Annotated in this window: 24 protein-coding genes; 7 read left to right on the top strand and 17 right to left on the bottom strand. The window is 43.4% G+C overall.

The features are described 5' to 3' along the window. The first annotated feature begins 184 nt into the window (after positions 1 to 184). From J5X92_RS11535 to J5X92_RS11525, 3 genes are read left to right on the top strand one after another with little or no spacing between them, the layout of a single operon-like run. Positions 185 to 1393: a DUF445 family protein gene (locus J5X92_RS11535; protein ID WP_126871428.1), complete on the top strand. Its 1209-nt coding sequence runs from the start codon at positions 185 to 187 to the stop codon at positions 1391 to 1393. Beyond that, positions 1394 to 2068, top strand: a complete 675-nt coding sequence (locus J5X92_RS11530) for a TetR/AcrR family transcriptional regulator (RefSeq protein ID WP_126871429.1) — start codon at positions 1394 to 1396, stop codon at positions 2066 to 2068. It abuts the gene before it with no gap. A gap of 3 nt (positions 2069 to 2071) precedes the next feature. Next, entirely contained in the window at positions 2072 to 3511 is a 1440-nt protein-coding gene (locus tag J5X92_RS11525) for a wax ester/triacylglycerol synthase domain-containing protein (protein WP_126871430.1), read from the top strand. Here J5X92_RS11525 and J5X92_RS11520 read toward each other — a convergent pair. Further along, entirely contained in the window at positions 3508 to 4221 is a 714-nt protein-coding gene (locus J5X92_RS11520; RefSeq protein ID WP_126871431.1) for a DUF1439 domain-containing protein, read from the bottom strand. The two genes, J5X92_RS11525 and J5X92_RS11520, sit on opposite strands and share 4 nt — an antisense overlap. A 293-nt stretch (positions 4222 to 4514) precedes the next feature. Between J5X92_RS11520 and J5X92_RS11515 the strand changes: the two genes are divergently transcribed. Further along, positions 4515 to 6161, top strand: a complete 1647-nt coding sequence (locus J5X92_RS11515; RefSeq protein ID WP_013783463.1) for a choline dehydrogenase — start codon at positions 4515 to 4517, stop codon at positions 6159 to 6161. A gap of 8 nt (positions 6162 to 6169) precedes the next feature. On the opposite strand, the gene J5X92_RS11510 is transcribed toward J5X92_RS11515, so the two are convergent. Further along, positions 6170 to 6778 carry a TetR/AcrR family transcriptional regulator gene (locus J5X92_RS11510; protein WP_013783464.1) on the bottom strand — a complete coding sequence of 203 codons (609 nt, stop codon included), beginning with the start codon at positions 6776 to 6778 and terminating at the stop codon, positions 6170 to 6172. 124 nt (positions 6779 to 6902) lie between these two features. On the opposite strand from J5X92_RS11510, the gene J5X92_RS11505 reads away from it, so the two are divergent. Both J5X92_RS11505 and J5X92_RS11500 read left to right on the top strand, forming a co-directional pair. Next, the gene (locus tag J5X92_RS11505; protein WP_126871432.1) at positions 6903 to 7769 is read left to right on the top strand and encodes a crotonase/enoyl-CoA hydratase family protein; all 867 of its coding nucleotides are present in this window, start codon (positions 6903 to 6905) and stop codon (positions 7767 to 7769) included. Between the two features lie 89 nt (positions 7770 to 7858). After that, positions 7859 to 9901: an NADPH-dependent 2,4-dienoyl-CoA reductase gene (locus J5X92_RS11500; RefSeq protein WP_013783466.1), complete on the top strand. Its 2043-nt coding sequence runs from the start codon at positions 7859 to 7861 to the stop codon at positions 9899 to 9901. 317 nt (positions 9902 to 10218) lie between these two features. Here the strand turns inward: J5X92_RS11500 and J5X92_RS11495 are convergent, their stop codons facing one another. The 13 genes from J5X92_RS11495 to J5X92_RS11435 form a co-directional block, all read right to left on the bottom strand. Next, a complete protein-coding gene (locus tag J5X92_RS11495) occupies positions 10219 to 10926 on the bottom strand; it encodes a tetratricopeptide repeat protein (RefSeq protein WP_126871433.1) in 708 nt (235 codons plus the stop codon). 13 nt (positions 10927 to 10939) lie between these two features. Continuing rightward, the gene (locus J5X92_RS11490; RefSeq protein WP_312847911.1) at positions 10940 to 11785 is read right to left on the bottom strand and encodes an SDR family oxidoreductase; all 846 of its coding nucleotides are present in this window, start codon (positions 11783 to 11785) and stop codon (positions 10940 to 10942) included. A 46-nt stretch (positions 11786 to 11831) separates the two neighbouring features. Beyond that, complete coding sequence (locus J5X92_RS11485) at positions 11832 to 12512, bottom strand: iron-containing redox enzyme family protein (protein ID WP_013783470.1); 681 nt, start codon at positions 12510 to 12512, stop codon at positions 11832 to 11834. Positions 12513 to 12515: 3 nt separating this feature from the next. Next, positions 12516 to 14021 carry an AMP-binding protein gene (locus J5X92_RS11480; RefSeq protein ID WP_126871435.1) on the bottom strand — a complete coding sequence of 502 codons (1506 nt, stop codon included), beginning with the start codon at positions 14019 to 14021 and terminating at the stop codon, positions 12516 to 12518. Further along, complete coding sequence (locus J5X92_RS11475; protein WP_013783472.1) at positions 14011 to 14763, bottom strand: thermostable hemolysin; 753 nt, start codon at positions 14761 to 14763, stop codon at positions 14011 to 14013. The genes J5X92_RS11480 and J5X92_RS11475 overlap by 11 nt, the downstream gene beginning before the upstream one ends. 181 nt (positions 14764 to 14944) lie before the next feature. Beyond that, positions 14945 to 16633, bottom strand: a complete 1689-nt coding sequence (locus J5X92_RS11470; RefSeq protein ID WP_013783473.1) for a glycosyltransferase family 39 protein — start codon at positions 16631 to 16633, stop codon at positions 14945 to 14947. After that, positions 16630 to 17322, bottom strand: coding sequence for a VTT domain-containing protein (locus J5X92_RS11465; protein ID WP_013783474.1), 693 nt, complete (start codon positions 17320 to 17322; stop codon positions 16630 to 16632). Before J5X92_RS11465 ends, J5X92_RS11470 begins: the two co-directional genes overlap by 4 nt. Continuing rightward, positions 17312 to 18049: a glycosyltransferase family 2 protein gene (locus tag J5X92_RS11460; protein ID WP_013783475.1), complete on the bottom strand. Its 738-nt coding sequence runs from the start codon at positions 18047 to 18049 to the stop codon at positions 17312 to 17314. Before J5X92_RS11460 ends, J5X92_RS11465 begins: the two co-directional genes overlap by 11 nt. Before the next feature lie 84 nt (positions 18050 to 18133). Further along, a complete protein-coding gene (locus J5X92_RS11455; protein WP_126871436.1) occupies positions 18134 to 18829 on the bottom strand; it encodes a hypothetical protein in 696 nt (231 codons plus the stop codon). Further along, the gene (locus tag J5X92_RS11450) at positions 18826 to 19590 is read right to left on the bottom strand and encodes an FTR1 family iron permease (protein ID WP_126871437.1); all 765 of its coding nucleotides are present in this window, start codon (positions 19588 to 19590) and stop codon (positions 18826 to 18828) included. Before J5X92_RS11450 ends, J5X92_RS11455 begins: the two co-directional genes overlap by 4 nt. Continuing rightward, positions 19580 to 19945: a cupredoxin domain-containing protein gene (locus J5X92_RS11445; protein ID WP_013783478.1), complete on the bottom strand. Its 366-nt coding sequence runs from the start codon at positions 19943 to 19945 to the stop codon at positions 19580 to 19582. Before J5X92_RS11445 ends, J5X92_RS11450 begins: the two co-directional genes overlap by 11 nt. Then, a complete protein-coding gene (locus J5X92_RS11440) occupies positions 19929 to 21218 on the bottom strand; it encodes an ATP-binding protein (protein WP_013783479.1) in 1290 nt (429 codons plus the stop codon). Before J5X92_RS11440 ends, J5X92_RS11445 begins: the two co-directional genes overlap by 17 nt. A gap of 1 nt (position 21219) precedes the next feature. Then, the gene (locus J5X92_RS11435) at positions 21220 to 21885 is read right to left on the bottom strand and encodes a response regulator transcription factor (RefSeq protein WP_013783480.1); all 666 of its coding nucleotides are present in this window, start codon (positions 21883 to 21885) and stop codon (positions 21220 to 21222) included. A gap of 523 nt (positions 21886 to 22408) precedes the next feature. Here J5X92_RS11435 and J5X92_RS11430 point away from each other — a divergent pair. After that, the gene (locus J5X92_RS11430) at positions 22409 to 23278 is read left to right on the top strand and encodes a DMT family transporter (protein WP_013783481.1); all 870 of its coding nucleotides are present in this window, start codon (positions 22409 to 22411) and stop codon (positions 23276 to 23278) included. Between the two features lie 129 nt (positions 23279 to 23407). Here the strand turns inward: J5X92_RS11430 and J5X92_RS11425 are convergent, their stop codons facing one another. Further along, a complete protein-coding gene (locus J5X92_RS11425) occupies positions 23408 to 24556 on the bottom strand; it encodes an acyl-CoA desaturase (RefSeq protein WP_126871438.1) in 1149 nt (382 codons plus the stop codon). Then, the gene (locus J5X92_RS11420) at positions 24553 to 25611 is read right to left on the bottom strand and encodes an iron-sulfur cluster-binding domain-containing protein (protein ID WP_244360669.1); all 1059 of its coding nucleotides are present in this window, start codon (positions 25609 to 25611) and stop codon (positions 24553 to 24555) included. Before J5X92_RS11420 ends, J5X92_RS11425 begins: the two co-directional genes overlap by 4 nt. Positions 25612 to 25883 lie beyond the last annotated feature (272 nt).

Genomic DNA, 25883 nt, shown 5'->3' with positions numbered 1-25883 from the left:
GTGTACAAAGGAAATTTAGAATGCGCTACCTAACAAAAGTTAATCAAAATTAAGAGGGTTTTATTTGATGTAATCTAATAAATTTCACAAACCTTGGTGCATTTAGAGATAAAACATTGACCAATTCGTAAGCACTCAGTAGCCTGAAAGAGAAGAAAAATAATTCGAGCAAGTTGTTCGCCATATGGAATGGAATTTAGAAACACTGAGTTTGCTGTCAATTCCGCTAATAAGCGCGCTGGTTGGCTGGTTAACGAATTACCTCGCGGTAAAGATGATGTTTTATCCCATCGAGTTTGTCGGGATCAAGCCCATATTTGGTTGGCAGGGTTTAATTCCTGCCAAGCGCAGACAAATGGCGGAAATTGAAGTAGAGCTTGTTTTAGGCAAGTTGTTGAGCGTCGAAGAGCTCGCACAGCGTATCGACCCTAGCGATCTCACCAAAGCAATAGAACGACGGCTTGGGCAAGTTACCCGCAAAGTCGTTAACGACGTTATGTCTGAGTCTGCCCCTCAATTGTGGGCAGCGCTTCCCGTGCAAGGAAAAAACCTTGTATATCAACGTATCGAAAATGATATTCCCAATGTGGTTCACAAGATGGTGGATGACTTTCAGCACAATGTAGCTGAAATTCTCGACATAAAAGAACTTGTGGTTGAGCAACTGGTAAATTCACCTTCGTTAATTAATGAAATTTTTCTTACCGCAGGTAGTAAAGAGTTTCCCTTTATTGTGCGCTCAGGTTTCTATTTTGGTTTCCTGTTCGGGCTACCCACCATGATTTTATGGTACTTCTTTCAAAACTGGTGGATTCTACCCCTCGGTGGGCTTTTAGTGGGCTACGCAACAAATTGGATTGCGATAAAAATTATATTTGAGCCTAAACGCCCCGTTAAATTTGGCCCAATCACCATACAAGGGATGTTTCTTAAACGGCAAAAAGAAGTGTCTGAGGTGTACGCCGAGATTATTGAGCAAAAGTTGATCACGCCTAAAAACATCACCCACGTTATATTGCATGGCTCTGGTTCAGCTCAACTCCTGGAGCTTATAGAGCTACACGTTAACGATGCTATAGAGCGCTATGTCGCTATTACTCAGCCATACTTTGCCCTAGGTGTGGGGTCTGAAAACTATCATAGGATGAAAGCGTTGGCGGTAAAGCAGATATTTGATAACTCTGATAAATATCTGTTGTATGCCTATGATTACGCTAACGATGCTTTGCACGTCGGCCAAGATTTATGCGAACGAATGCAAGCCTTAAGCGCTGAAGAGTTTGAAGGGGTGTTACGCCCCGCTTATCAACAAGACGAGTGGAAGCTCATCGTCACAGGTGCCTTATTAGGCCTACTCGCTGGCTTCGCGCAATTATATTTGGTGTTTTTGTAAATGAAGACATCGCAGCGGATTTTACTGACGGCGCTCACCCTGTTTAATCGGCATGGCGAGAATGGTGTTACCAGTGTAGACATAGCCATGGAGTTAGATATTAGCCCCGGCAATTTGTATTACCACTTCAAGGGCAAAGAAAGCATGGTGAGTGCGCTTATGCGTATGCATGAAAAGCAAATGCAGCGTGTGCTGGTACCCAACGCTTTAGATTCGCTTACCGCCGAAGAGGTAATGTATTACTTGTATCTGCTGGTAGACAGCTTGCACGTATTTCAGTTTTTTTATCGAAGCCCTGCGGATATTGTTGAAAAATATCCGTTAATTGAAAAGCCCCGTAAAAATATTCTTTCAAGTTTACACAAGCAGCTTTCTCAATTACTGACTACATTAAGCCATAAGAAGGTATTGGTCGCATCACCTTCAGATCTGACGTTGCTGGCAGATTTGCTTAGCCTCATCATTACTCAGTCTTGTCAATTTGATGAAACTAACAGCCATATGGATGAAACATCTCAGCGTTATCATGCGCTGTCGCTCATGATGGTGAGCTTACTTCCACGATTAATACTCAGTGAAGCACAACAAAACAGTATTTTAGAGGCGTTGCATTCACATGCATTAGCCAATGTCACAGAGCATGTGCCACAGGATATGTTTAATACAAAGGAATAGTCGATGAGTAAAACACTTAGTTTTCTTGATAAGTCCTTTTGGATAACGGAATCCGACGACAACCCTAAACATGTTGGATGTCTTCAGCTACTAGAGATGCCCGAAGGCGCGAAAAGCCCTGAATATGTACCTGCTATTTATAATGAAATTAAAGGGTTTGCAAAAGGGACGTCACCGTTTAATTGCGTTGTAAAAACCGTGCTAGGCTATCCGGTAGGGCTTTCGCCAGTGAAACATCTGAACATGGATTATCATGTTCAATTGCATCACATTGACGATGTGAGTGACCGACAGAATCTAGATGATTTTGTTGCGCAATTGCACGCTGCACGATTAGACCCTGATAAACCTCTGTGGCAATACCATTTCATCTTCGATACTAACAGTAGTACTTATGCCATTTACGCCAAGGTACACCATATGTATGGCGATGGCGCGACCTTAGTAAGGTGGTTTCAATCTTGTTATGTTTCTGCTTCCAATAATTCTGAATTCACGCCTATTTGGGCGGTGAAACGACTCCGTCATAAACGCAATGATTCCACCAGTTTCTACAAACGCTTAGTGAGTGTAGGAAGCGCCATAAAAACGGGCTTCGATTTACTTATCATTTTAATACGCATTTTTTTAAAACTGTTGAGAGTGAACCCTCATTACATGCCTGTGCCTTTTTCAGGTACGAAAACCGTGCTAACGGGGCAGGTGGTAGCGGGAAGGGTAGTCACTACCACAGATATCGATTTTAAACGGGTAAAAGCCTTAGCTAGACGCACGCGAGCATCAGCCAATGAAATTCTTCTGTGCGCTTTTGATATTGGGGTTCACCGGTTACTTCAGGATCATGGTCAGGTTTTTAAAAAAGCACTGTATACCAATATGCCTATAAACCTTCGAAAACCGGGAGAGAAAACCACAGGCAATAAAATTGCTATTGTGCCGGTACAGCTAGCCCATGGCGATCAAGACCCTTATCTTCGTTTACGCCAGATTATTATTAACCATAGAATCGTAAAACATGCCGCGATGCGAGCCCGCCCAGCTTCCTTTAGTGGCTACACCATCGTGATCCAATCTTTAGCCTTGGTATTTGAATGGCTTAAAATTTCCAATGTGGTTAAACCTATCGCTAATATTTTGGTATCGAACATACCTGGCCCACGAGATACGCGGTATTTAAAAGACAGTAAGTTACTTGCCTGTTATCCCATTTCCACCATGACCCCAGGCGGCGGGGTAAATATCACATTGATGACCTACGCAGGGGTGGCCAATGTAGGTATTGTTTGCTGCAACAAAAATATAAGTACACTGAAGCCGTTAGCCGGTTATGTGCAAGAAGCTTTCGAGATGTTGGAGGCATGCATAGATAACCCTCGGCTGCGCATTACTGATATAGGGGAACATGAAGAGTCGGTGCCTGTGTCGATTGTTAGCGAACACTAAAAATAGAACCGAAGCGAAGATGGTTCGACCCTAACTGTTTTTCCATAGCGTGCAAAAAGTACTTCCCGCCATTGATCTTCGCGCATTATATGGTGAAGAGGAAGTGTAGCCATTTTATCCAATATGGCTTTTTCAATTTGAGGCTTATGGAAATCAAGTACGGCTTGTTTCGAGCCGCTTAAATATAGCTTCAAATATTCTACCGCTTGGTCGGAAGTACCCACGGTTACCAGTGATAATATATTTTTTAACGAGCGACCCAACAGCGAATCTAAATTGCCGGGTACAAAGCGAGAAAGTAAAAATTGGGTGTCTTTTAATAAGGCGTAGTCGTCGTTCACCATAATAATGTTGTCTACCTGCTTATCGATAAAATAAAGGGTAGATTCATGTTTGTTGTAATCCGGTGAGGCACTTAGCGTAATGATAAGGTGGGCACGGTAAATGGTCGTTTCAGCAACGTTAATGGTTATTGACGCTAATAATTGAATGCATAGGCGGTTGTCTGGGGCATTAAAGGTCAATTTACCACTGTTTACCGCCACATGTGCTTGGCCTGCGGGTATGGCTAAGGGGAACGATTGAGGCAGATTTTCAGACAATAAAGCATTGAGCTCATCGGCTGAAAACTGGTCGTAGCGAAGCCTTCCTAGCTTGATTAAAAGCTGGGAAATAAGAAGCATACCTTTGTCGCGTAAACCTAGTTTCATTTTTTCATGCTATGCGTTTATTTACTTAAACGGGGTGTGATGGACTTAACTCGTTATACATAAAACAGTTTTTAAAATATATAACATATCACTTTTGGATGGGCTGTTTATTTTGATAGTCTGGTCTTACCACAATGCTGCATATCATTTTATTTTTGACAATAAGTGACTAATACTAAGCATCTAATAATAAGAGTCGGCACAGCTCAGTCATGCGCCTACAATTCGTAATTGCATAGTAATACAGGCATTAACTGAGTATTTCACCGCGTAAAAGTGTTTTGGAGCAATGCATGAATGAGATTCAGGGTAAGTATGACTATATCATCGTAGGTGGTGGGTCTGCAGGTGCGGTATTAGCGGCACGATTATCTGAAAACCCAGCTCTGAAAATTCTTATGCTAGAAGCCGGTACGAAAGACACTAACCCGCTTATTCATATTCCTTTTGGTTTATCGCTATTAAGCCGATTTGAAGGCATAGGGTGGGGGTATCATACCGCACCACAAAAAGAACTATACGATCGTGAGCTATTTTGGCCTCGAGGAAAAACACTAGGCGGCAGCAGTTCCGTTAATGCTATGTGTTACATTCGTGGTCAAAAAGAAGACTACGATTATTGGGTAGAGCAGGGCGCAGCTGGCTGGGGTTTTGAGGACGTACTACCTTACTTCAAGCGCTCTGAAAACTTCTTCAAAGGTGAAGACGAGTTTCATGGAGAAGGTGGGCCGCTGCATGTTTCTCAACTTAAGCACACCAGTGTGCTTTCCGATGCTTTCGTTGAAGCCGCAAGCCACGCAGATTTTAATGTTGTAGATGATTTCAACCGCGATATACGTGAAGGCATTGGCTATTATCATGTTACCCAAGTCAACGGACAGCGCTGCTCAACCGCAAAAGGCTATTTAAGCCAAGCACTTCACCGCAATAATCTTACTGTACTTACCGGTGTGGCCGCGGAAAAAGTACTATTTGACGACAACAGAGCCATTGGCGTGCAAGTACGAGAAAAAGGCAAAATTGCGCGGTATTCTATTAACCGTGAAGCGGCTAATAGCGAAGTAATACTCTGCGGCGGCGCTATCAACTCTCCCCAACTACTTATGCTTTCCGGTATCGGGCCAAGAAACGAATTGGAAGACAAAGGCATTTATGTCATGAATGACCTGCCAGGGGTGGGGCAAAATTTACAAGACCACCTAGACGCTATTGTTCAATTTACCTGTAAAGCACGAGAAGGTTATGCGATTGCTGCTGGTGCATTACCCTCTTACCTAAAGGCCTCGTACGATTATCTTTTTCACCGTAAGGGAATTTATTCTTCTAATGTGGCTGAAGCGGGTGGTTTTGTAAGTTCAAGCCTTGCTACCCGAGGCCCAGACATTCAATTTCATTTCTTGCCCGCTATATTAGATGATCACGGGCGAAAGTTTGCCTTTGGTTATGGGTACGGCGTGCATGTGTGTTGTTTGTACCCTAAAAGCAGGGGCAGTATTACGCTGCAAAGCAGCCATCCTGCCGATCACCCGCTTATCGATCCAGGTTACCTCACGGAACCTGAAGATAGACAAGTAATGATTGAAGGCATACGAATGGCAAGAAAGCTGTTAGCTGCACCTACGTTTGATAAATTTGAAGGCAGTGAACTGCATCCAGGCACTGATGCTGAGTCTGATGAAGCGCTTCTTGAGTTTCTAAGGGAGCGGGCTGAAACCATTTATCATCCTATCGGTACTTGTAAAATGGGGAGTGACGACGACCCTATGGCCGTGGTCGACAATCAGCTTAAAGTGCGCGGCGTAAAAGGCCTGCGTGTGGTAGATGCCTCTGTGATGCCAAGCCTTATTGGCGGAAATACCAACGCGCCTACCATCATGATTGCAGAACGAGCGGTAGATTTTATTAAAGCTGAGCATGAAGGGCTTACTGCGCCCATTTAACTGATGTCTTAGCTTTTCGATACTTGCATGAACAAATCGGCGGCGCAGTCACACATTTCATCAATGTGGCTGCGATCAGCATATATCCCATCAATTAATAACCGTGCAATACCATGCAAGGTGCCCCATGTTACCTGAGCCATGCGAAGTGCGTCTTGCCCTGCTGGTAGTAGGCCTGTTTGCTGCCAGTATTTTGTCATATCTACTTGGAACTGAAAGCAAGGGTAAGCCACTTCTTTTAGCCCTTGTGTTGCGCCATTGTCGTGCCAAATAGTACGACCAAACATCAGCTCATACATTTGCGGGTTGTCCGCTGCGTAGCCTATATACTCATGAATAAACTGACGAAACCGCGCTTGTGGTGTCACGTCGTGTTGTTCGAAAATTCGCTTGGCGTTGGTATGCCACTGGCTAAAACCTTTGGCCGCAATGGCGCTTAACAAGGCGCTTTTATCTTTAAAGTGATGATAGGGCGCGGTTCGCGACACACCAGCATCTTCCGCAAGCTTTCTAAGTGATAAGCTGTCTATACCGAATTCTGCCACCCGTTTCGTCGCCGCTTCTAATAAAGCGGTGCGCAAATCGCCATGATGATAAGTTTGTGCTGCGTTTGTCATACTGGTGTAAACCAAACCCTATTTTATGGTTGAGACGAATAGATAACGTTTTATCTTGACAGTGTCAACATTGCATTTTATCTTGACGCCGTCTAGTTTGCAAAAATGTTAACAGGAGAGTGAAATGGAAGCCGAGTCAATGTCGCAAGAAAACCCGTATTCTACCCTTGAAGTGATACAAGAAGGGTATATTGCAAAGGTCGTGTTAAACAGGCCAGAAGCCATGAACAGTATGAATCCTGCCTTTTGGACAGAATTCCCCGCTGCCATTCGCGCGATAGACGACGAGGGCACCGCCCGCGTTATTATCATTTCTTCTACCGGAAAGCATTTTTCAGCTGGCATGGACTTGTCGGTATTTTTGAATATGGCGAAAGACTTTAAAGGCGACCCATCAAGGCGTGCAGAGCGCATGCGCCGTATGGTGATGCTATTGCAAGATAGCTTTACGGCGATAGAGCAAGCTCGTATGCCTGTTATTGGGGCAGTACAGGGCGGTGCCATTGGCGGCGCAGTAGATTTGCTTAGCGCCTGTGACATGCGTTATTGCACCAGCGATGCCTTCTTTACTATAAAAGAAACGCAATTAGGCATGACCGCCGACGTAGGTACTTTACAACGTTTACCTAAGCTTATTCCTATTGGTGTTGTGAAAGAGTTGGCGTACACCGGCCGTAATTTTGGCGCCCAAGAAGCCCAGCAGTTAGGCTTTGTGAATAAGGTATTTGATGACCAAGATATCATGCTTAGCGAAGTGACTAAGTTAGCGCAGTCTATCGCGATGAATTCTCCCGTTGCGGTAGCAGGCACTAAAACCATGATTAATTACGCGAACGAGCACACTACTGCTGAGAGCTTAACTTACATGGCAACGTGGCAGGCAGGCATGTTCCAAATGGAAGATGTGATGAAAGCCATGGAAGCACAGAAAACCCAATCGCTTCCTGATTTTGAGCCACTTCATGGCGCAGTAAATAAGATGAAAGACTAGCGTGCAGGCAACCGAATAGCCTACAAGAAACACGCTGTAAAAACAGAATATAGAAGCATTAAGAAACAGGCACTAGTTAAGGATTTATGATGAATACGACCGTTACCGATCATCCTGTATACCCAAGTTTATTTCGCCCGTTAGATTTAGGTTTTACCCAGCTTAAAAACCGTGTGCTAATGGGCTCTATGCATACTGGCTTAGAAGAAATGCCAAAGGGCCATAAGCACATGGCTGCGTTTTATGCAGAGCGTGCCAGAGGCGGTGTCGCCCTTATTGTTACCGGTGGAATTGGCCCGAATGAAGAAGGCTCAACCCACCCTTCAACTCGCCGACTAGATACAGACGAAGCTATCAATCACCATAAAGAAGTGACCGATGCCGTGCATATTGCAGGTGGTAAAATTTGTATGCAAATATTGCATACCGGTCGTTATGCTTATAGCGATAAATTGGTGGCGCCTTCTGCAGTGCAAGCGCCCATTAATCCGTTCAAGCCAAAGGCATTAGAAGACGACGAAATAGAACAGCAAATTAAAGATTTTGTATTTTCAGCCACTCAAGCACAGCGTGCTGGTTACGATGGCGTTGAAATTATGGGCTCTGAAGGTTACTTCTTAAACCAATTTATTGCTAAGCGCACCAACCATAGAGATGATGACTGGGGCGGCGAATATGAAAACCGTATCCGCCTACCTATTGAAGTGGTTCGTCGAGTACGCGAAGCAGTGGGTAAACACTTCATTATTATTTACCGTTTATCAATGCTAGACCTTGTTGAAGGTGGCTCAAACTACGAAGAAGTGGTTCAGCTAGGTAAAGAGATTGAAAAAGCCGGTGCAACTATCATCAATACCGGTATTGGTTGGCATGAAGCCCGAATTCCTACTATTGCGACAAAAGTACCCAGAGCCGCTTTTACCTGGGTAACAGCGAAGTTCCGTGAAGCCTTGAGCATTCCGGTGATAACGTCAAACAGAATTAATACACCGGAAGTGGCGGAAGAAGTGTTGGCGCGCGGCGATGCCGACATGGTGTCGATGGCACGCCCTTTCTTGGCCGATTCGGATTTTGTACGTAAAGCGCAGCAAAATCGCGCAGACGAAATAAACACCTGTATTGGCTGTAACCAAGCCTGCCTTGACCATGTATTTAATGGCAAGTTAACCAGCTGTTTAGTTAACCCTCGTGCGTGTCACGAGTTAGAGCTTAACATTGTGCCGGCCGACACCAAAAAACGCATTGCGGTAGTTGGGGCAGGGCCAGCAGGTTTAGCGTCAGCCGTAACGTCTGCCCAGCGTGGTCACGACGTAGTAATTTACGATAGTGCTAACGAAATTGGTGGTCAATTCAATGTAGCGAAACAAATTCCGGGTAAAGAAGAGTTTTATGAAACCTTGCGTTATTTTGCTCGTCAAATTGAGCTGCATAAAAATATTACGTTAAAGCTAAACACCAGAGTTGATGCAGCCATGCTTAACGACGAAGGCTTTGATGAAGTGATGGTGGCCACCGGTATTAAACCGCGCACGCCTGCCATTGAAGGCGTTGAGCATGAAAAAGTGATGAGCTACTTAGACGTGCTTAAAGCGAAAAAGCCAGTAGGGCAGCGCGTAGCCATTATTGGGGCCGGTGGTATCGGCTTCGATACGGCCGAGTTCTTATCACACGGTAAATCGACCCCAAGCCAGGATATTCCTGCGTTTATGAAAGAGTGGGGTATTGATATGACCTTTACCGCGCGTTCAGGGATTGAAGGGGTCAAGCCACAGCCTGAGCCGTCTAGTCGCGAGATATTCTTGCTACAACGTAAAACCAACAAAGTGGGGGCTGGCTTAGGTAAAACCACGGGCTGGGCTCACCGCGTAGGGTTGTTAGCGAAAGGGGTTAAAATGATTCCAGGCGTAACCTACGACAAAATTGACGATGAAGGCTTACATATTACTGTTAATGGTGAAAGCCAACTACTTCCTGTCGATAACGTAATTATTTGTGCTGGCCAAGAGCCGATGCGCGACATCGTTGAAGGGCTTAATATGCCTTATCACCTAATTGGTGGTGCCGATGAAGCATTAGAACTAGATGCAAAACGTGCTATCGACCAAGGTACGCGAGTGTGTGCTGCGGTTTAAATTGATGTTTGGGATTTTGCAGCAGGGTTAGGAAGATACCTTAATATTTACTAACCCTGATATAGATGCCAACATTGATAATTGTCTAAAAGGCCTATTCCTGCGGGAATAGGCTTTTTTATTTGCTGTGGTATTTTATAGGTAGCTAAGCGCAGTAAGAGCCTTTCGGGGCTATTTTGGTATGCGGCGGTTGTGTACGTAAACCGGACATTTTCACCTTAGGCTTTCTTTTTGAGAACGGTTAGTAACTTTTTTCGTAACAGTGAAAGTAAGCTCGTAACATTTAAATTACGAGCAATATTTAGACGATGAAAGCGTTAGCTCTTTTGAGCTAACTTATCTTCAAGTCGAGAGATTTCTTGCTTTCTTCCCAAGTCGGCAAGCGGGCGTTCTGCTCTGGCAGGAGCTTGTTTCGCTTTTTTTGCATACGCTCGTGCTTGGTCGTACTTACCATTGTCATATAAAAATTCAGCGTAAAAGTAGTTGGGATCAATGCCATTAGGGTTGATTTCAAGGGCATGCTTTAACAGTTTCTCCGCTTTCTTGTCATTGCCAAAGCTTATCGGCCAACCCGGTAGCTTATGATAAAGTACCCCGAGGCTTGTCATGGCTGATCCTGCCAAGGCATTTTCTTCTAATCGCATAGCATGCTCAAAGCTTTTACGCGCGGCTTTAGCGTATTCGAGTGCACCTAACCCGCCTTTAGCCCCTGCTGCGCTAGATTGAATAATGCCTTGCCAAATAATCAACTCAGGATTGTTGGGATTTTTAGTAACGAAAAGCTTCGCTTTTTCCATAAGTGTGACAAAGGCTTTTTCTTTTTGCTTATCCTCCAACTCATAGTTGATATGAGCCCATTCGTGTTGAAGTATGGAAAGAGGAGACTGAATCTCTTGCTGCATCGACGGGGTTGATACTTCGTTTACGGACTGTCTTACGTTATCTTGGGCAAATGTGTAACTTACAAAGCCCAGAGATAATGTAAGTAAAGTAATTCGGGTTACAAAGGCTAAATTTTTCATCATGATCGCTCCGGTACTAAATCAACTTACTAGTTAATTCGTTAGTATTTTGCGCGTTGTCTATGCACGCACTCTGCTCTCTTTTGCTGAATGTGTGGTGTTTAATAATGGGTAGCTTTTTCGCCAACGCGTTATCTACAATGGTGGGAAGAATGCCATTCAATTTGGCAAAGATTCGCTCAGCAAAGCCGATGCTAAAGCGAGTTTTGTTTTGCTCTACTAATTTAATAAGCGCTTGTGCAACAACTTCTGGAGTATCAACTTGATTACCCAGCGCTTTATTGAGTGCAACAGCTCTCTCGTCATTTATTGCCGTTGAGGTCGCTCTTGGAGCCAAATAGTGAAACCGAATGTTGCTGTCGTGATATTCGCGGTGCAGGGCTTCACTCCAACCTTTAAGCGCAAACTTCGTCGCGCAATAAGTACTGTGAGCGGCAAAACCAATGCTACCGAATGCTGACCCAACATTGACGACATGCGCATGAGGACGTTGCGCCAAAATGGGAAGTAAAACTTGGGTAAGCAACATGGGAGACAAAAGGTTAGTTGTCACCACTGACTCAATAGGGGCACTGGTAAATTCACCGACATGGGTTGTACCAGCATTGTTAATCAGCATACTTACCGGTAAACGTTCGCAAATGTGAATAAGCTTTTCTCGACCTACATGGTGCGAAATGTCTGCAGCGACAATAGTATGTTGGTGTTTGAGGGACTGCTGTAACTGTTTAAGCTTTAATTCATCTCTACCAGTTAGAATGAGGTGCGCACCTTTTTCATCAAATGCTTTAGCAACGGCGTGTCCAATGCCACCACTGGCACCTGTTACTAGTATTACTTGATTTTGCCATTGAATATTCATCATACTTTACCTTGTGTTATCCCTACCTAAAACAGTGTTCAACAAGTTACGCAGTTTGTGCAACGGGGCGTAAACCATGTTCTGGCGTAAGTTCGCGAAAAATATCACCATACAAGCGATAAAACATGTTAGCGCTGTGTATGATCATGGCCTGCTCTTGCGGGGCGACTATTTTGTTCATTAACCCCTCAAAGAACACTATATGCTCTTGGTCAAGCGCACCATGTGAAGTCAAATATTTGAAAGCTGACTTGGGGAGCGACAGCTTATCTTTGATTTGCTTTGCCGTAGCATCAGCGAGCGCAATACTTGTGCCTTCCAGTACAAACACCATTCCAAAAAAATAAAGTGGATTTTTACGCGCAATGGCGTCAAACGCATAGGCAACCATAAGTTCAGTAGCAGGTGCAGGCTGGCCGTAGCGAGCTTCGTTCTTATCCACCCCACATGCTGCTAAGTCGTTTAAAATCCACTCTTGGTGTCCCATTTCCTCTTCAATATATTCGCCAATTGCTTCGCGAAGCCATTCTTTGTCTTCGGTTAATTTCGCGCCAGTAGCCATAAGAAGCGGGACGGTGAATTTAACGTGGTGATAGGCCTGTTGAAGGAACGCGATATAATCATCAAGAGAAAAGTCATTATTAAAACAACGTTGAATTATTGGCACTTGTAAAAACGCATTTCTAGCTTGCTCGGTACTTTCTTGAAGTTGTTGATAAAATGACACTATTTACTCTCCAATGTTAATCTTTTGAGACGCACTGTTTCCAGTATGCGAGATAATATGAGGGGGTGAATACAGTGCGCCTAAAGTGCAGCTGTAATGAGTGATTACATCGTCCCGTTTGACCTTACCTGTTTGAGTTAATAACCCATTTTCTGGTGTAAACGGCGCAACGACATCAAAGTTTTCTATTTGTGCATAGTCGGGTAATTGTTGATTAATCAGTTCAACGGCTTTTCTAATTCTGTCCGTTGAGATCTGAGGTGATAAAGGCACTATCAAAGCAACACAGTGGGGGCGAGCTTCACAGAAGACGAGCGCCTGACGCAATAATCCACTCCCCATCAGTAAAGATTCGATCCATTCCGGCGACACGTTTCTACCTGCGCTGTTAACCATAATATTTTTCTTACGGCCACTTAACGTTAGAACGCCATCGTTAATAACACCTAAGTCCCCAGTTCTCACCTCGGGTGGATAAAAACTTTCTGGTTGATTCAAATATCCTAAAAAGTGATTGCCCGCCACGACAACTTCGCCTTTGTCTATATAAAGAGTATTGTGGCCAAGCGCTTTGCCTGCAGAACCAGGCACATTGCAGTTTGGTGTATTGAGTGTCGAGACCGAAACAGCCTCTGACAGGCCATAGCCTTCATAAACCGGTAAGCCTCTGGCTCGTGCTTCAGTCAATAAGAAAGGCGAAACATGAGCACCGCCAACTGCTATAAACGATAACGACGTCGGTGGCAGCCAGCCTTTTGAGCATGCTTCGAGAAGCACCATGAGCAATTCTGGCACTAAGATAATTGATGTTGGCTGAACACTGTCTATGAGCTTTAGTAATGCTTGCGGGTTTACAAGTCGACTACCTTCAAAACCTCTCGCACTTGCAGATGCAAGCTGTACAGTACCGCCATGAAGTAGTGGCGCGTAAATACCCGCTATATTTTCAAGCAATGTGGAAAGAGGCAGTATGCATAAATGATTGACTTCGTCCTGTTGAAAAGCGCTATCAATAGACTTTGCAACTTGCCACTGAGATTCGCTAGAAAGGCACACACCTTTTGGCGTGCCTGTAGACCCTGAGGTAAAAGTAATCTTATTAGTGTCTTTAGGCATATTCACAGATGTTGCGAACGGAGTTAGTGTATATCCAGTAATGTTTAAACTATCACTTAAGGTTTCTTTTTTAGCCGCCGGAAATAAGGTTAATGTTCCGCTCGAAAGTAGGCATTCACACTGACTCTCTTCGATAACATGTCGCTGCTGCGTCTCACTGAAAAACAGTGGAATAGGTACGCAGCAAACTTGTGCTTCTTGGCATGCAAGGTCAGCTACCACCCACGCAAAACTATTGTCAAAGGCGATAGCAATGCGACTCACATTGTTGTTTATGATCCAAGTGGCGAGGTGAGTAACTGCTTCTTTAAGTGCCAAGTACGTCAACGATTTATCATTATGCTTCAGCGCAATAGCTGAGTCGTCACCGTTTAAGTAGTGTTCAAGCAACATGCGAGGCTCCTTTTGGGTAGCAAGCTAAGGCATCGTTTAGTTGTTGTTCGAAATTTGAACCAGTGATGAGTCCAATTGCCTGTTGATAGTATTGACGAAGAAGTACACTGTTCACTACCTGATGAGTAACTTCTTTGAGGGACAGGGCTATTACCTGTGGTGCTGTATCGTAATACGTACCCCAGTTATCTTGACTGGATATCAGTTTTCTTGCATCAGCGGGTGCCAAGAAAATAAGCGAAACACCTGAATTTTGAAGAAGTTTTTTTACCTGTTTCGTCGCACTAAAGACCACGTGCTTTTTACCAAGCTGAGAGAATAAAAAGAACAGTGACAGTAAAAGTGGTAGCGTATATCGCGGTGAACAACTAAATAAGTTACCTACTTCTACAATTTCGTGTCTTTGCGTGCTAATTCCATGACGTAATAATTCTCCCTCAATAGTGCTATCTAAGTACTGCTCGATGAAAAGTGCGTGGTTGGTGCTGTCAGTAGCACTACATCTCGCACCGGCGGCAGCCTTTACTCCGTTAAATTCAAGTGCAAACAACATAGGCATGAATGAAGTGATATGCGCGTTATAGCGAGTAGCGAAGCCATTAGCGATAAAGGTTTCAATTTGTTGCCTTGCTGGGTAAGTAAGATTTGCAGCAACAAAAGCAAGTGATGTGCGCTGTCTTCTGTGCTGAAATGCCACCCCATCGTCGAGGGGGGTTGGTGCTACCGATAAAGTAAGGCTCATACGTACACTCTTGTGTTCTTCGATAGTATGAGTATTACCGCGCTACCTTAAGAGTACCTTAAGTGGGTCACTTTTTTAGAAAAGCTAAATCAAAAACTTGCCGTGCTAAAATAATGCTGGACATTATACTGGCGTTGACGGGCACTCTATCCATAACAGTCGATTTCGTTTTCACTCCTTACTAACGGTAAACAGGAGCGTCTGAAGGTAGACTACATGTCGCATAAGCAGCATCTGAAGAGATAAGTAACCACTCGTCTCGATGTGCAAAACCTAAAGATAATGCCTTTTCTAAATCAACACATTGAAATAGGTAGTCCTTAGGGGCTAACAAAAAACGAGCGGGCCGCGCTTTAAGCCACGCCCAAGCAGTGCCATTCTCTCTTTCTTTTTCGGTATGGTAACCAAAGTGAGCTAGGGGAAATGGTGAATATAGTAAGTATTGTTCCTTAACGTCGACAATGCCCACATCGAAGTTACCAATGCTGGTCGAAAGAAAACTCATCTGCGTTTGAGCACGCACTAACAGTTGTGATGGGGTGCGTATTTCATTGAGTATCCATACGCCCATTGTCGATGGGATGACAGTTATTATCACTAACCACGATACGAGATGTTTAGATAAATTTAAAAACTGTGTGAACAAACCCATCATACCTATTAGAAGGCATATGGCCCCTAACTTGGTAATAGTACTTAAGTCGCTGTGAAAGCGTAAAATTAAGGAGCTTGCTGTTTTTTCATTCAACAAAAGCACGGTGCCAGTAATGAAGACAACTAGCGAAATCACAAGAGTCACAGAACGCGCAAAATTACCAATCGCTTTTGAGATGCCACTTCGAGAGAGTAATAACCCCGAAATCATAGCCACAGCAGGAAGTGCTGGAAGTACATAAACACCGCGCTTCCCAGGGCTAAAACTGAAGAATGCAACGACTAATAATACCCAAACTGCTAGCGCTAAATAGGCAGGGTTGTCGCTTAAGAGACGTTTTATGCCTTTACCTTTAAATGCTAGTACTATGAGGGCGGGGAACCAAAACACTGGAATAACTTTGAAAATATAGTAGTACCATGGCTCAATATGGTGCCAAGCATTTGCATATCGCTGCGCTGTCTGCTTCAGCAAAATATTTGATAAGTACTGCTGAATCGTTGGGTCTTGCTGATGTGCGCCTAAATAAAGCACAGGCCCAAGCCAAACTAAGACCACACCTAGCATAACCAAGGGCCCTAGTAATGCGCGTTTTTTCCATCTTGTTGTGGGGAGTTGTTTTTTGAAGGTTAAAAAAGAAAGGGGGATTAAGATAAAAATAGGCAAAAAACCCACGCCTTTAGTAATAATTCCCAGACCCATTGCGCCCCACGCGATGAAATAGCAGCGCCAGCTTTCGGCTATACAAAAATGGCGAATAAAGCCATAAATGCCAACCCAAATAAAACAAGCAACCAACGCATCTATTTGAGCAAACTTGGCTTGAATTAGAAACTGTGGGCTCAACAATAGCAGCAACATGCTGAGTATAGCTGTTCTCTCATCAGCAAGAGCTCGTGATAAACGATAAGTGACTGTCAACGTTACGAGGCTTGCGATGGCATTAGGTAAAAGCATTGCAACGCTTAAACTGCCAGTCAAAACGTAGAAAAGTGCGATACCCCACATAAATACAGGGGGCTTATCAGGGTAAATCTCTCCCCCACGCATTGGAATCAGCCATTGACCACTTGTCACCATCTCCTTGGCAACTAAAGCAAAACGTGGTTCGTCCGGCGGCCAGGCATCGCGAAAGCCTAAACCACTGAAAATAATGATGGCTGCAACAACAAAAAGTAAGAAAACCTTACGCTCGTGACGAAATATATTTGTCACTTGGCGTTGTCCTTGTGAGTAAAGCGCAACATTGAAAGTATTAGCAAAACGCTAACTACTAGGCCTGCTATATGAATAGGTTTTTCAACGGCATTAATATAACGTGAGCCACCTCCTAGCATTGAGAAAAGTAAGGTTTGCGGAATAAATCCTAGCGCACTTGCCGAAATGAAAGGAATAAAAGGTACTCGAAACGCACCAGCTAAAGCATTGGTCGCAACATTAGAGCCTATTGGAAATAGTCGAACCATGAGTATTGTTCGAAAGCTGCTCTTCACGAGTTTCACGCGCATTTGTGAAAAACGGTTCTCAAAAACTTCTGATTGAATGGCTTTGGCTATGAGCTTTCTAAAAGGACCGCGTACCAATAGATAGGCTGTACTTGCGGAGATACAGGTAAGTAGTAGCGCTATAATACTACCCTCAAATGAGCCAAAACCAACCCCACAAAAAAAGCTAACAGCTTGCCGGGGAATACCCAGTGTCATTAATACAACAAAGGCACTTAATACCAAGAATACTTCTTCCGTGCTGAGTTTCGCTATGTAAGATATCAACCAGTTTGGATCGGCGCTATGTGCAAGAATGTCACTGGTTACTTGAACTGATAGGTAACAAACCACTGCCATCAAACTGGTACTCACCAAGATACTGACAGTACGCATAAGAGGAAAACACTCACTTTTCATGCGTGAATATCTCGTTGATGGAACCGAGTTTATTGCGATACATCAACCACCTGACGCCGAGCATATCTACAACACCAGCCCAACCTCTATTCCAAGCATTGTAATTTGATTGACCTTCATGGCGAGCTCGATGATTCACAGGCACACACACTATATTGCCACCTAGACGTTTTGTGAGGGCAGGTATGTATCGATGCATATGATCAAAATAAGGAAGCAATAGGAAGGTACGTCGTGGAAGCAGCTTTAAACCACAACCCGTATCAGGTGTATCATCATCTAAAACATACTGACGAATGCGATTTGCCACTTTAGATTGCACGCGTTTCCATCTTGTATCTTTTCTTTTTTGTCGATAACCAATGACGCAAAAGTGGGGACTGTTTACTTGTTTAGCTGTTTCGATTAACTTTGGGATATCCGCAGGATCGTTTTGACCATCAGCGTCTAATGTAATAACCCATTTTCCGTGAGCAGCGAGAACGCCGTGATAAACAGAAGTGCTCTGTCCGCAACTGGAGGGATGCACTATTACCCTTAGAGTAAGGGGGAATGATCCTGCCAACGTGGCCAGTAATGTAGATGTGCCGTCATCACTACCGTCATCGACTACGATAACTTCAGTTTGTTCAGGAGTTACTGAATGAGTAATTTCCCATAGCAATGAAGGAAGATTTTTTGCTTCATTTTTTGCAGGAAGAACTACACTAACTTCTATCTGGTGCATATGGCGCGTGTATGAAAGTAAAGATGCGCAGTATTGTATGTAAAAAACCTTAAGGAAAACTTAAGCCCTTAATACGTCTGTGCATTAAAATTCGTATTCCAGTGACATACGCAATGTATGATCTTTACTGTCACCATTGAGCCCTGCGATAAAGCCAAGCTCCCATTTTAACTGCTTTTGCCTGTCGAAGCGTTTAATTCCCATAAAAGCCGGACCAGCACCCACATAGTCCTCTCCTACATATATCTCAATTCCGGGTTGAACCTCTGGGATCCAGCGATAGCGAAATTTCGTTTTGAATTCGCTTTCCCACTCATCGGTAATGGTTTCACCCCATTCATATACTAAGCTTACGTTAGTAGTTAGACTAAACTGGCCAAACTCTTTTTCAGTTAGAATGCCGGCCTTAGCCGCCCAGTCGTCCGTATTGTGTTGCTTTTCTAATTCAAATAAGGCTCCCCAATCAGCCCAATACTTTCCTTGTTCAGTGACCATCCAACGAAGCTCAAGCTCATAAGATTCGATTCCAAAATCTCGGTTTTCATCGCGAGCTCCTACAAGGTAAGCTTCCAGGACTACAAACTCAGAAAGGGCGTGCCCAAACGAATAGCGTTGCATCAATACATTACCGTTGTCATTTTGACGTGAGGTTAATTGCCACTCGAATTCGCGTTCAAAAGGCAATACGTAAGGGTGGTAGACTCTGTCTACTGTAAAATTGTCAGCGCTCACAGAAAACGCAGCAAGAAGAACCAACAATAATAAGATAGCGCGCTTCATTGTGTATCCTCCACTTGTTGCCACAACGCAGGTATGCGCTTCCGTATTGCAGCAATACCATTGGGCACAACTAGGGTAAATATAAATAGCATTATGTAACTCATAGATGGAGTGGCTTCATAGCCAATTAGCGCGTTCAATAAATGCCCATACTCACTGTTGTCATTGATGATCTGACTACTATCCCAAACTTGTTGTGGGGTAGGTAATATATCTATTTGTTCCAGAAGAAGCGCAATGTTTGCAACTTGCGCGGCAACAAAAACTGTAGTGAAAAAAAACGTCGCCTTATGGCTTAAAAAGTGAGTTAGAGCGATATTAAGCAAAATAGCAATGCTGATACTGATCCCCAACCCAATTGTAGTACCAAGAAAAAGCAATGTGCTATCACTGTTACGCGAGAGCTCTGATACAAAGTACACCATAAAATGCAAACTGTTAGGTAACCCAATACCAAGCACAAGCAACGTAATGCCCACACTCACTAAGTAACATCTTGAAAGAGGAAAAATCACAAGCGTACAAATACCTATCCAGGCAGTGACTAATAGCAGTGATTTTAGTAACTCAAAGCCAGCGCCCTCTGCCAGTTGAGAGATAACGCCTAGATAAGAATATGTCATTGCTGCGGTCACTAACAGTGAGGCTATTCGCCATACTAGCGACAATCGTGAAACGCCAGGTAATGCAAGAAGTACACTGAGCAATAGAAAAATAGGTAATGTGTCTCTTAAGAAGAGTACGACCGTATTAATGAGCATCAGGCTTCTCCTCTTGTTCCTTTACGACTACTTTGCCCACTGCACTGTTAGGGTGGAATTCTCCAAAGAAAGGATATTCACCTTGTGTCAGCGGTCCAATGTAAATACTGCCTTTGCTTTTGGCAAAAATCACTTTTTCTCTGTTAAGGGAAAAACTGTCTATTTCCTCGGGGCTATCGTCGAAATTGATGAAAGTAAGACGTACCTTTTTCCCCGCTGGAACCACTACATTCTGCGGGTAAAAAAGATGATCTTTAATTTCTATCACGACTTCAGTTAGTGCAAACGCACGAGGAGAGAAAAATGATAAAAGGCCAATAAAAAGGCCAATAGAAAATTTAAAGTAAGAGTTCATTTTCAAACTCCACCTTCACTTCAAGGCCTCCGATCTTAGCATCATCAAGCACAACATTGGCATTATGCAGAGCAGCAATTTGCAATACTATGGCCAAACCAAGGCCGCTGCCTGTTGTCGTCTTAGCTTGTGCTGCGCGGTTAAATCGCTTTAATACGCTGGCTCGTTCACTTATTGGTATGCCAGGACCCGAGTCCGCGACACTCAAAACTACGTTTGATGCGAGTTGTTCAATTCGAACAACAATTTGTGCCCCTTCAGGGGAATAATTACTGGCGTTGGTAATAAGATTTTGCAATAAGGTGTACAACATAAAATGTACGCTGTTTAACCAAATCTCATCGCCTTCTAAGGATATCTCTTGCTGTTTGGTTTCAATTTTTCCATATAGATCGCTAATCACTTCTTGCGCAACAAAGTGCAGATTAACTGCCTCTTTTTGTTCTACAAATGTCTCCGGACTGGTACGTGTCAGTAACAAAAATTGATTCACCGCGTCAATCATCCGATCGGTGTCGCGTTGAAGCGTTTCAAGTAGTTTACCGCTATCTCCTAATTCTTCAGCAATATTGTGAATATTGATTTTCATCACACTTAGCGGTGTACGCAGTTCATGTGCGGCGTTGGACGCAAACTGCTGTTCTCTTTCAAACGCAGCACTTAGTCGAGAAAACATTGAGTTGAGCGTAGAAACAACAGGTTTAAGTTCACTGGGTTCTCTATCAAGTGCAATGGTAGAAAAGTTATTACCTGTTCGTTTAGCCAATTTTCGAGAAAGCTGTTTTAGGGGGGCAAGCCCCCAGGTTATTCCTAAAAACAAAATTACGACAAGAAGGGGAACACTGACAATAAAAGGAGTAATGGAAGCAACGGTTAATGCATCTGCTAACGTAAAGCGATTACTCAATGGTTGCGCCACCATGTACCAAGAGCCATCATCTTTTACATAAGAGGTATGCACACGCCATCGTGTTCCAAGAGCATTTTTTTCTGAGAAACCGTCTTTAAAGTCAGAGAGTGGGGCCTTTAACACTTTGCTTGAACTTTTTATCAGCTTATCGTCCTGCCAGATTTGAAATAACAAAGCGTGATCTTTACCTGGTGAGCCACCATTGAACGAAGCAACGGCACTACTTAACGCGGTGAGTTCATTGTCTAGTAGCGTAGTTGATATACCTATTGTGGCACGATAGCCGTGGAGCGCCGCACTGAAGACAATAAGGACTAAAGCACTGGTAAGAGTTAAAATAAGAAAGCGACGAATCGACGTCACGTTAATCTCCAGAGTTGGATATGCAATACCCTACGCCTCTAATGGTTCGAATGAAGTTTTCTGGCATCTTTTTTCTTAAATTGCTGATATGCACTTCTATTGTATTGCTTGAAACTTCCTCACCCCATTCATAGAGTTTGCTCTCAAGTTGATGCTTACTCAATATGCGACCCGCGTTTTCAATTAGCGCTTTCAAAAGCATAAGCTCTCTACGCGGAAGATGTACTATGTCACTATCAATAGTCAATGTATGGTGCTTTGTATCAAGGCTGACGTTCTGCACAGTGATCACACTTTCTGAAGACGTACCTAATCTGCGCTCTAAAACCCGTAAGCGCGCCAGCAACTCATCAATTTCAAAGGGTTTGGGGAGGTAATCGTCTGCACCCGCATCTAGCCCTGATATTTTGTCAGAGGTCTTGTCTCTTGCGGTCAGAATTAAGACTGGCAGTACTGGATTAGTTTTTCGAATACTCTTGAGAACGATTAATCCATCCTGGTCTGGTAGACCTAGATCCAAAATGACAATATCATTTTGCGATGGGCGAAGTGTACTTATTGCGCTGGCACCATCGTAGACACAGTCTACAGTATAGTTTGCCTTTCTTAATGAAACTTTAAGCGCGTTGGACAAAGGCTTATCGTCTTCAACTAACAGTATGCGCATAACACTCCCATAATTTCTCAGTAAATTTAAGGATATACAAAAAAACTTAAGAAAACCTTAAGCATTTTTTATTACAGGTCTGAATCGAGCAGGTTTTTTCAGACCTTTCATAGCTTCTAATAATCGTCAAAAATGCTACCACACACTTCCTATGGGCTTTTATGACCTCAACAATTACGTTGGCTACAGAGGAGATATCCGCAATTAGTACAAAACTCAAAAAAGCCAATAATCTGTTTGTCCGATAATTGTCTACAGCAGTCGCTTAATACCTACAAGGGTAATGAAGCGGCTATGAAGTATGTTTCTACAAACTATCTGCCATTCATACAAAACTGTCTAGTAAATGCGTTCTTTAGCTACGCTAACGCTTTCATCTAGTTGAAATAAAATAATCATCAATAAAGCATATAATGAAACAATAGAATCCTAGACATCTATAAATAAAACAGGTTATTAATTTATAGGCGCTGCTTTTTCAATTTAAGCTATTAAATCATTACGAACATGAGATTCATTTATTATGTGGATTGTTTATGCGTTGCTCGCAACATTTTTCTTTGGTTTGCGAGGGATCTTGTATCAATGGACATCGCAGAAAAACTTAAATCGCGATCTACTACTATTTGGTGTTTTCTGTATAGGTTTTATCATCAGCGTAGTAGGGGTACTGTTGTTAAATCAACGATGGTACGGCTGGGCAGATGTCGCTGTTGGTATAGGGCTAGGCTTTGGATCTTTTGCCGCTAATGCTGTTTTACACAAAGGGTTTTCAGTAGGAAAAGCATCACTCATCAGCGTTCTAGCAGGGTTGACGCCTTTGTTTGTCCTCATCTTTGCCTTTTTAATTTGGAATGAGACGTTAACATCTATTCAATTAATTGGGTTTGTTATTATTTTTTGTGGCCTTTGTATTCTTAGATATTCTTCAGATATCTCTATTGATAATTTAAAAGGGGCGCAATGGGGGCTACTTGCTGCATTGTGTTTTACGTTTACAGATTTAATGGGTAAACAGTCCACACTTTTAGAGGCAGATGTTTTTGCGACGTTAACGTCTATGTTCGGCTTTGGAAGTTTTCTTTTTGCCATGAGATGGTTAGCAAAGCGTAAGAAATTTATAGGGTCTCAATATTCAGAGAAAACTAATTGGTCGGAAATAAAAACCTTTTCTTGCGGACTGATAGTAGGGGTCGCAAATGTAAGTGGAATGGTTGCAATAATATCCGCTTTTTCTATTGGTAATACCGGGTTAGTTTCCGCAATTTCAGGAATGAATATTTTACTTATTCTCCTTTATTCTCATATTGTTTTGAAAGAAACATTTAGCCGTCAAGAAGTGCTAGGCTTAACCGCTGCTTTTGTCGGTGTTATCGTGCTTAGATTGAATTAAAACTTTTTTGCCAGTAGCTTTTTCTGCCAGTACCTTTAACTGCAAGCACCTTTTTCTGTAAATACCTTTGCGCGCAAAAATACCAGCGCAATCGCGATGGTCGACTGGTAGGTTTTTGCGCTTAAGGGCTTAAGGAAAAGAGTAGCGAACAATGCGTTTTAGTACGCTAGTGTACTGCTTCCAAAAACTGCCTGTATTGTAGTGCATACCGTGCTGTTTAAATACGGCTTGTACTTTAGGAGCCATTTCTCGGTATCGTCTGGCGGGAATGTCAGGAAATAAATGGTGTTCTACCTGAAAGCTTAAATGCCCAGTAAGTATGTGAAATAAATTTCCGCCCTTGATATTTGATGAGCCTAAGGCCTGACGATAGTACCACTGGCCGCGTGTCTCATTTTTGCAATCCTCTGCTTTAAAGGTTTCCACATCACCGGTAAAGTGCCCGCAAAAGATGATGGTAGATGTCCATAAGTTACGTAGCAAGTTGGCAATAAGGTTGCCTGACAATACCCATAAGAACAGCGGGCCAGCCAGCAAAGGGAAGAGCACATAATCTTTTACCAACTGCCGTGCGCCCTTACTGAAAAAGCGTTTTTTAAGCTCGCTATGGGTTACTTGGTTTTTGCGGTTTTTTTTCTTCTTGCCGAAGAATACGCGCTCTGCGGCCATCTCGTGATACGACACACCCCACTGAAACATTACGCTAAGCAAAATATAGGTAGCGAACTGCCAAAGGTTTTTTACCCGCCATCTAAAATCATTCGATAAGCGAAGTAGGCCATAGCCAAAGTCTCTATCCTTGCCAATAATATTGGTGTAGGTGTGATGTTCGTAGTTGTGCACCCGGTTCCAACTTGCCCCATCGCAGGCAATATCCCACTCATAGCGCTTTGAATTTATATGACTGTCGTTCATCCAGTCATACTGACCGTGCATCACGTTATGGCCAATTTCCATGTTATCCAGTATTTTCGCTGCTGCTAAACTTAGTACGCCAGCTACCCAAAGTAGAGGCTGTAAGAAACCAAGCATTAATAATATGCGGCCACTCCATTCACAAATACGCTGGATAAGTATAATACGTCGAATATAGGCTGCATCTTCAGCGCCGATTTTATCTTTTACTTCCGACTTTATTGCATCAAGTTGAGTTTCCAACATGTCGTAATCGGGTTTGCTTACGCTCTGCGGTGGGGTAGTTGCTTGTTGTAATCGCGCGTCAGTTTTACTAGGCGCTTGTTGTCGTTCCTCGGTATTAATTAAGACGCGAGTGTTCATAGTTGAATCTCCAAATCGGTTACGGCTTGCGATACACACAGCTGAATAAGTTGCTCGGCACTATCGGATAACTCGCCGGTGCGGGTATCGCGCACTACGCCCCGCTTTTTCACACATTGGCATTGATGGCAAATACCCATACCGCAGCCATACGTTACAGGCTGTTTGGCTTCTTGAAGCTGCGAAAGCAGAGATTTCTGATTATTCACCGATAAATGCTGGCCGTTGTGCATCAAAGAAAAGGTTTCTTTTTCGCTCAAACTTCCAATGTTCACAGTGGGCAATGCGGCAAAATGTTCACTGTCTAACGTTGCCCTCACCAGTTTTGCTACTTCACGTACCTGCTCGTACATCGCATTAGGGCCACACACCAACCAGTGGGCATCAGCAAAGTGGGATAGGTAATCCTTTACATCGCCATCTTTTTGTCGAGTCAACACGGCAAAAGTAAAGTTGTTGGCGCGTTTTTGAAGTGCTAGTAATTCGCTTTGCAACACGTGCTCGTTGGGCTTTGCAAAGTAAAGCAGATGAACAGGTGCGCGGTGTATTAGGTTATTTTCAATGGCGTCTTCAAGCATAGCGATAAACGGCGTTATGCCCGATCCGCCCGCAACCATAAGTACGGGTTTATCGGTATTAGGCAAGGTGAAATTCCCCTTAGCCGCCGAAATATTCACCCATGTATTGGGTGTTATCGAGGAAAGAGCCGGGGTAAGTGCACCTTCGTTATTGACCTTAGTGATAAGCCGAATATTTTTCGTCTCGCGGTGAAAGCTTGCCCCGCAAGCAACGGTAAATACGCGGGTAGTAAGCCTTCCATTCACTTCAATGGTTAGCGCGATATGTTGCCCTGCAATATGACTAGGCCAAGCTTTTTCGGGCGTTAGAATAACTTCCAGCATGTCAGAACTAAGATTTCTGACAGCTTCAACTTGCGCTCTGTAATAGCCATCTCGCCACGCAGGTTTAACCTGCTGCACAAGCACTTCCCAATATCCTCTCCATGAACTGTGATGGAGCAAGCGATGGGCTAGATTATCGAGTAATAGTTTCAACGTTGAGATCACACCTATTAATTTTTCAAAACAGACTTAGCTAGAGAGTAAAAATAATTTAAGCGTACAAGTGTATGCTCAGTCAGCGCACAAGTGTAAGCTTAATTTTATTCTCGTCAAGTGAATAGTTAAAAATACGTACTCACGTAGGTAGATTTTTGAAAGGTTTGTAACGTGTATTTGATGGGGGCTACAGGGGATGAGTTCGAGGCGCGTGATACCGACATTGATTAAACAAAATTTAGATGATCTTACTGCTCGACGCTGACATT

Origin of the sequence: Alteromonas sp. K632G, assembly GCF_017653625.1 — a bacterium.
Taxonomy (GTDB): domain Bacteria; phylum Pseudomonadota; class Gammaproteobacteria; order Enterobacterales; family Alteromonadaceae; genus Alteromonas; species Alteromonas naphthalenivorans.
The sequence above is the reverse complement of the archived record's forward strand: the minus strand, read 5'-3'. Positions and strand labels throughout refer to the sequence as shown.

Excerpts from the sequence above, each read along its gene's own strand:
- J5X92_RS11535 (WP_126871428.1), top strand. The coding sequence starts at position 185 with ATGGAATGGAATTTAGAAACACTGAGTTTGCTGTCAATTCCGCTAATA.
- J5X92_RS11530 (WP_126871429.1), top strand. The coding sequence starts at position 1,394 with ATGAAGACATCGCAGCGGATTTTACTGACGGCGCTCACCCTGTTTAAT.
- J5X92_RS11525 (WP_126871430.1), top strand. The coding sequence starts at position 2,072 with ATGAGTAAAACACTTAGTTTTCTTGATAAGTCCTTTTGGATAACGGAA.
- J5X92_RS11520 (WP_126871431.1), bottom strand. The coding sequence starts at position 4,221 with ATGAAACTAGGTTTACGCGACAAAGGTATGCTTCTTATTTCCCAGCTT.
- J5X92_RS11515 (WP_013783463.1), top strand. The coding sequence starts at position 4,515 with ATGAATGAGATTCAGGGTAAGTATGACTATATCATCGTAGGTGGTGGG.
- J5X92_RS11510 (WP_013783464.1), bottom strand. The coding sequence starts at position 6,778 with ATGACAAACGCAGCACAAACTTATCATCATGGCGATTTGCGCACCGCT.
- J5X92_RS11505 (WP_126871432.1), top strand. The coding sequence starts at position 6,903 with ATGGAAGCCGAGTCAATGTCGCAAGAAAACCCGTATTCTACCCTTGAA.
- J5X92_RS11500 (WP_013783466.1), top strand. The coding sequence starts at position 7,859 with ATGAATACGACCGTTACCGATCATCCTGTATACCCAAGTTTATTTCGC.
- J5X92_RS11495 (WP_126871433.1), bottom strand. The coding sequence starts at position 10,926 with ATGATGAAAAATTTAGCCTTTGTAACCCGAATTACTTTACTTACATTA.
- J5X92_RS11490 (WP_312847911.1), bottom strand. The coding sequence starts at position 11,785 with ATGAATATTCAATGGCAAAATCAAGTAATACTAGTAACAGGTGCCAGT.
- J5X92_RS11480 (WP_126871435.1), bottom strand. The coding sequence starts at position 14,021 with ATGTTGCTTGAACACTACTTAAACGGTGACGACTCAGCTATTGCGCTG.
- J5X92_RS11475 (WP_013783472.1), bottom strand. The coding sequence starts at position 14,763 with ATGAGCCTTACTTTATCGGTAGCACCAACCCCCCTCGACGATGGGGTG.
- J5X92_RS11465 (WP_013783474.1), bottom strand. The coding sequence starts at position 17,322 with ATGAAAAGTGAGTGTTTTCCTCTTATGCGTACTGTCAGTATCTTGGTG.
- J5X92_RS11460 (WP_013783475.1), bottom strand. The coding sequence starts at position 18,049 with ATGCACCAGATAGAAGTTAGTGTAGTTCTTCCTGCAAAAAATGAAGCA.
- J5X92_RS11455 (WP_126871436.1), bottom strand. The coding sequence starts at position 18,829 with ATGAAGCGCGCTATCTTATTATTGTTGGTTCTTCTTGCTGCGTTTTCT.
- J5X92_RS11450 (WP_126871437.1), bottom strand. The coding sequence starts at position 19,590 with ATGCTCATTAATACGGTCGTACTCTTCTTAAGAGACACATTACCTATT.
- J5X92_RS11445 (WP_013783478.1), bottom strand. The coding sequence starts at position 19,945 with ATGAACTCTTACTTTAAATTTTCTATTGGCCTTTTTATTGGCCTTTTA.
- J5X92_RS11435 (WP_013783480.1), bottom strand. The coding sequence starts at position 21,885 with ATGCGCATACTGTTAGTTGAAGACGATAAGCCTTTGTCCAACGCGCTT.
- J5X92_RS11430 (WP_013783481.1), top strand. The coding sequence starts at position 22,409 with ATGTGGATTGTTTATGCGTTGCTCGCAACATTTTTCTTTGGTTTGCGA.
- J5X92_RS11425 (WP_126871438.1), bottom strand. The coding sequence starts at position 24,556 with ATGAACACTCGCGTCTTAATTAATACCGAGGAACGACAACAAGCGCCT.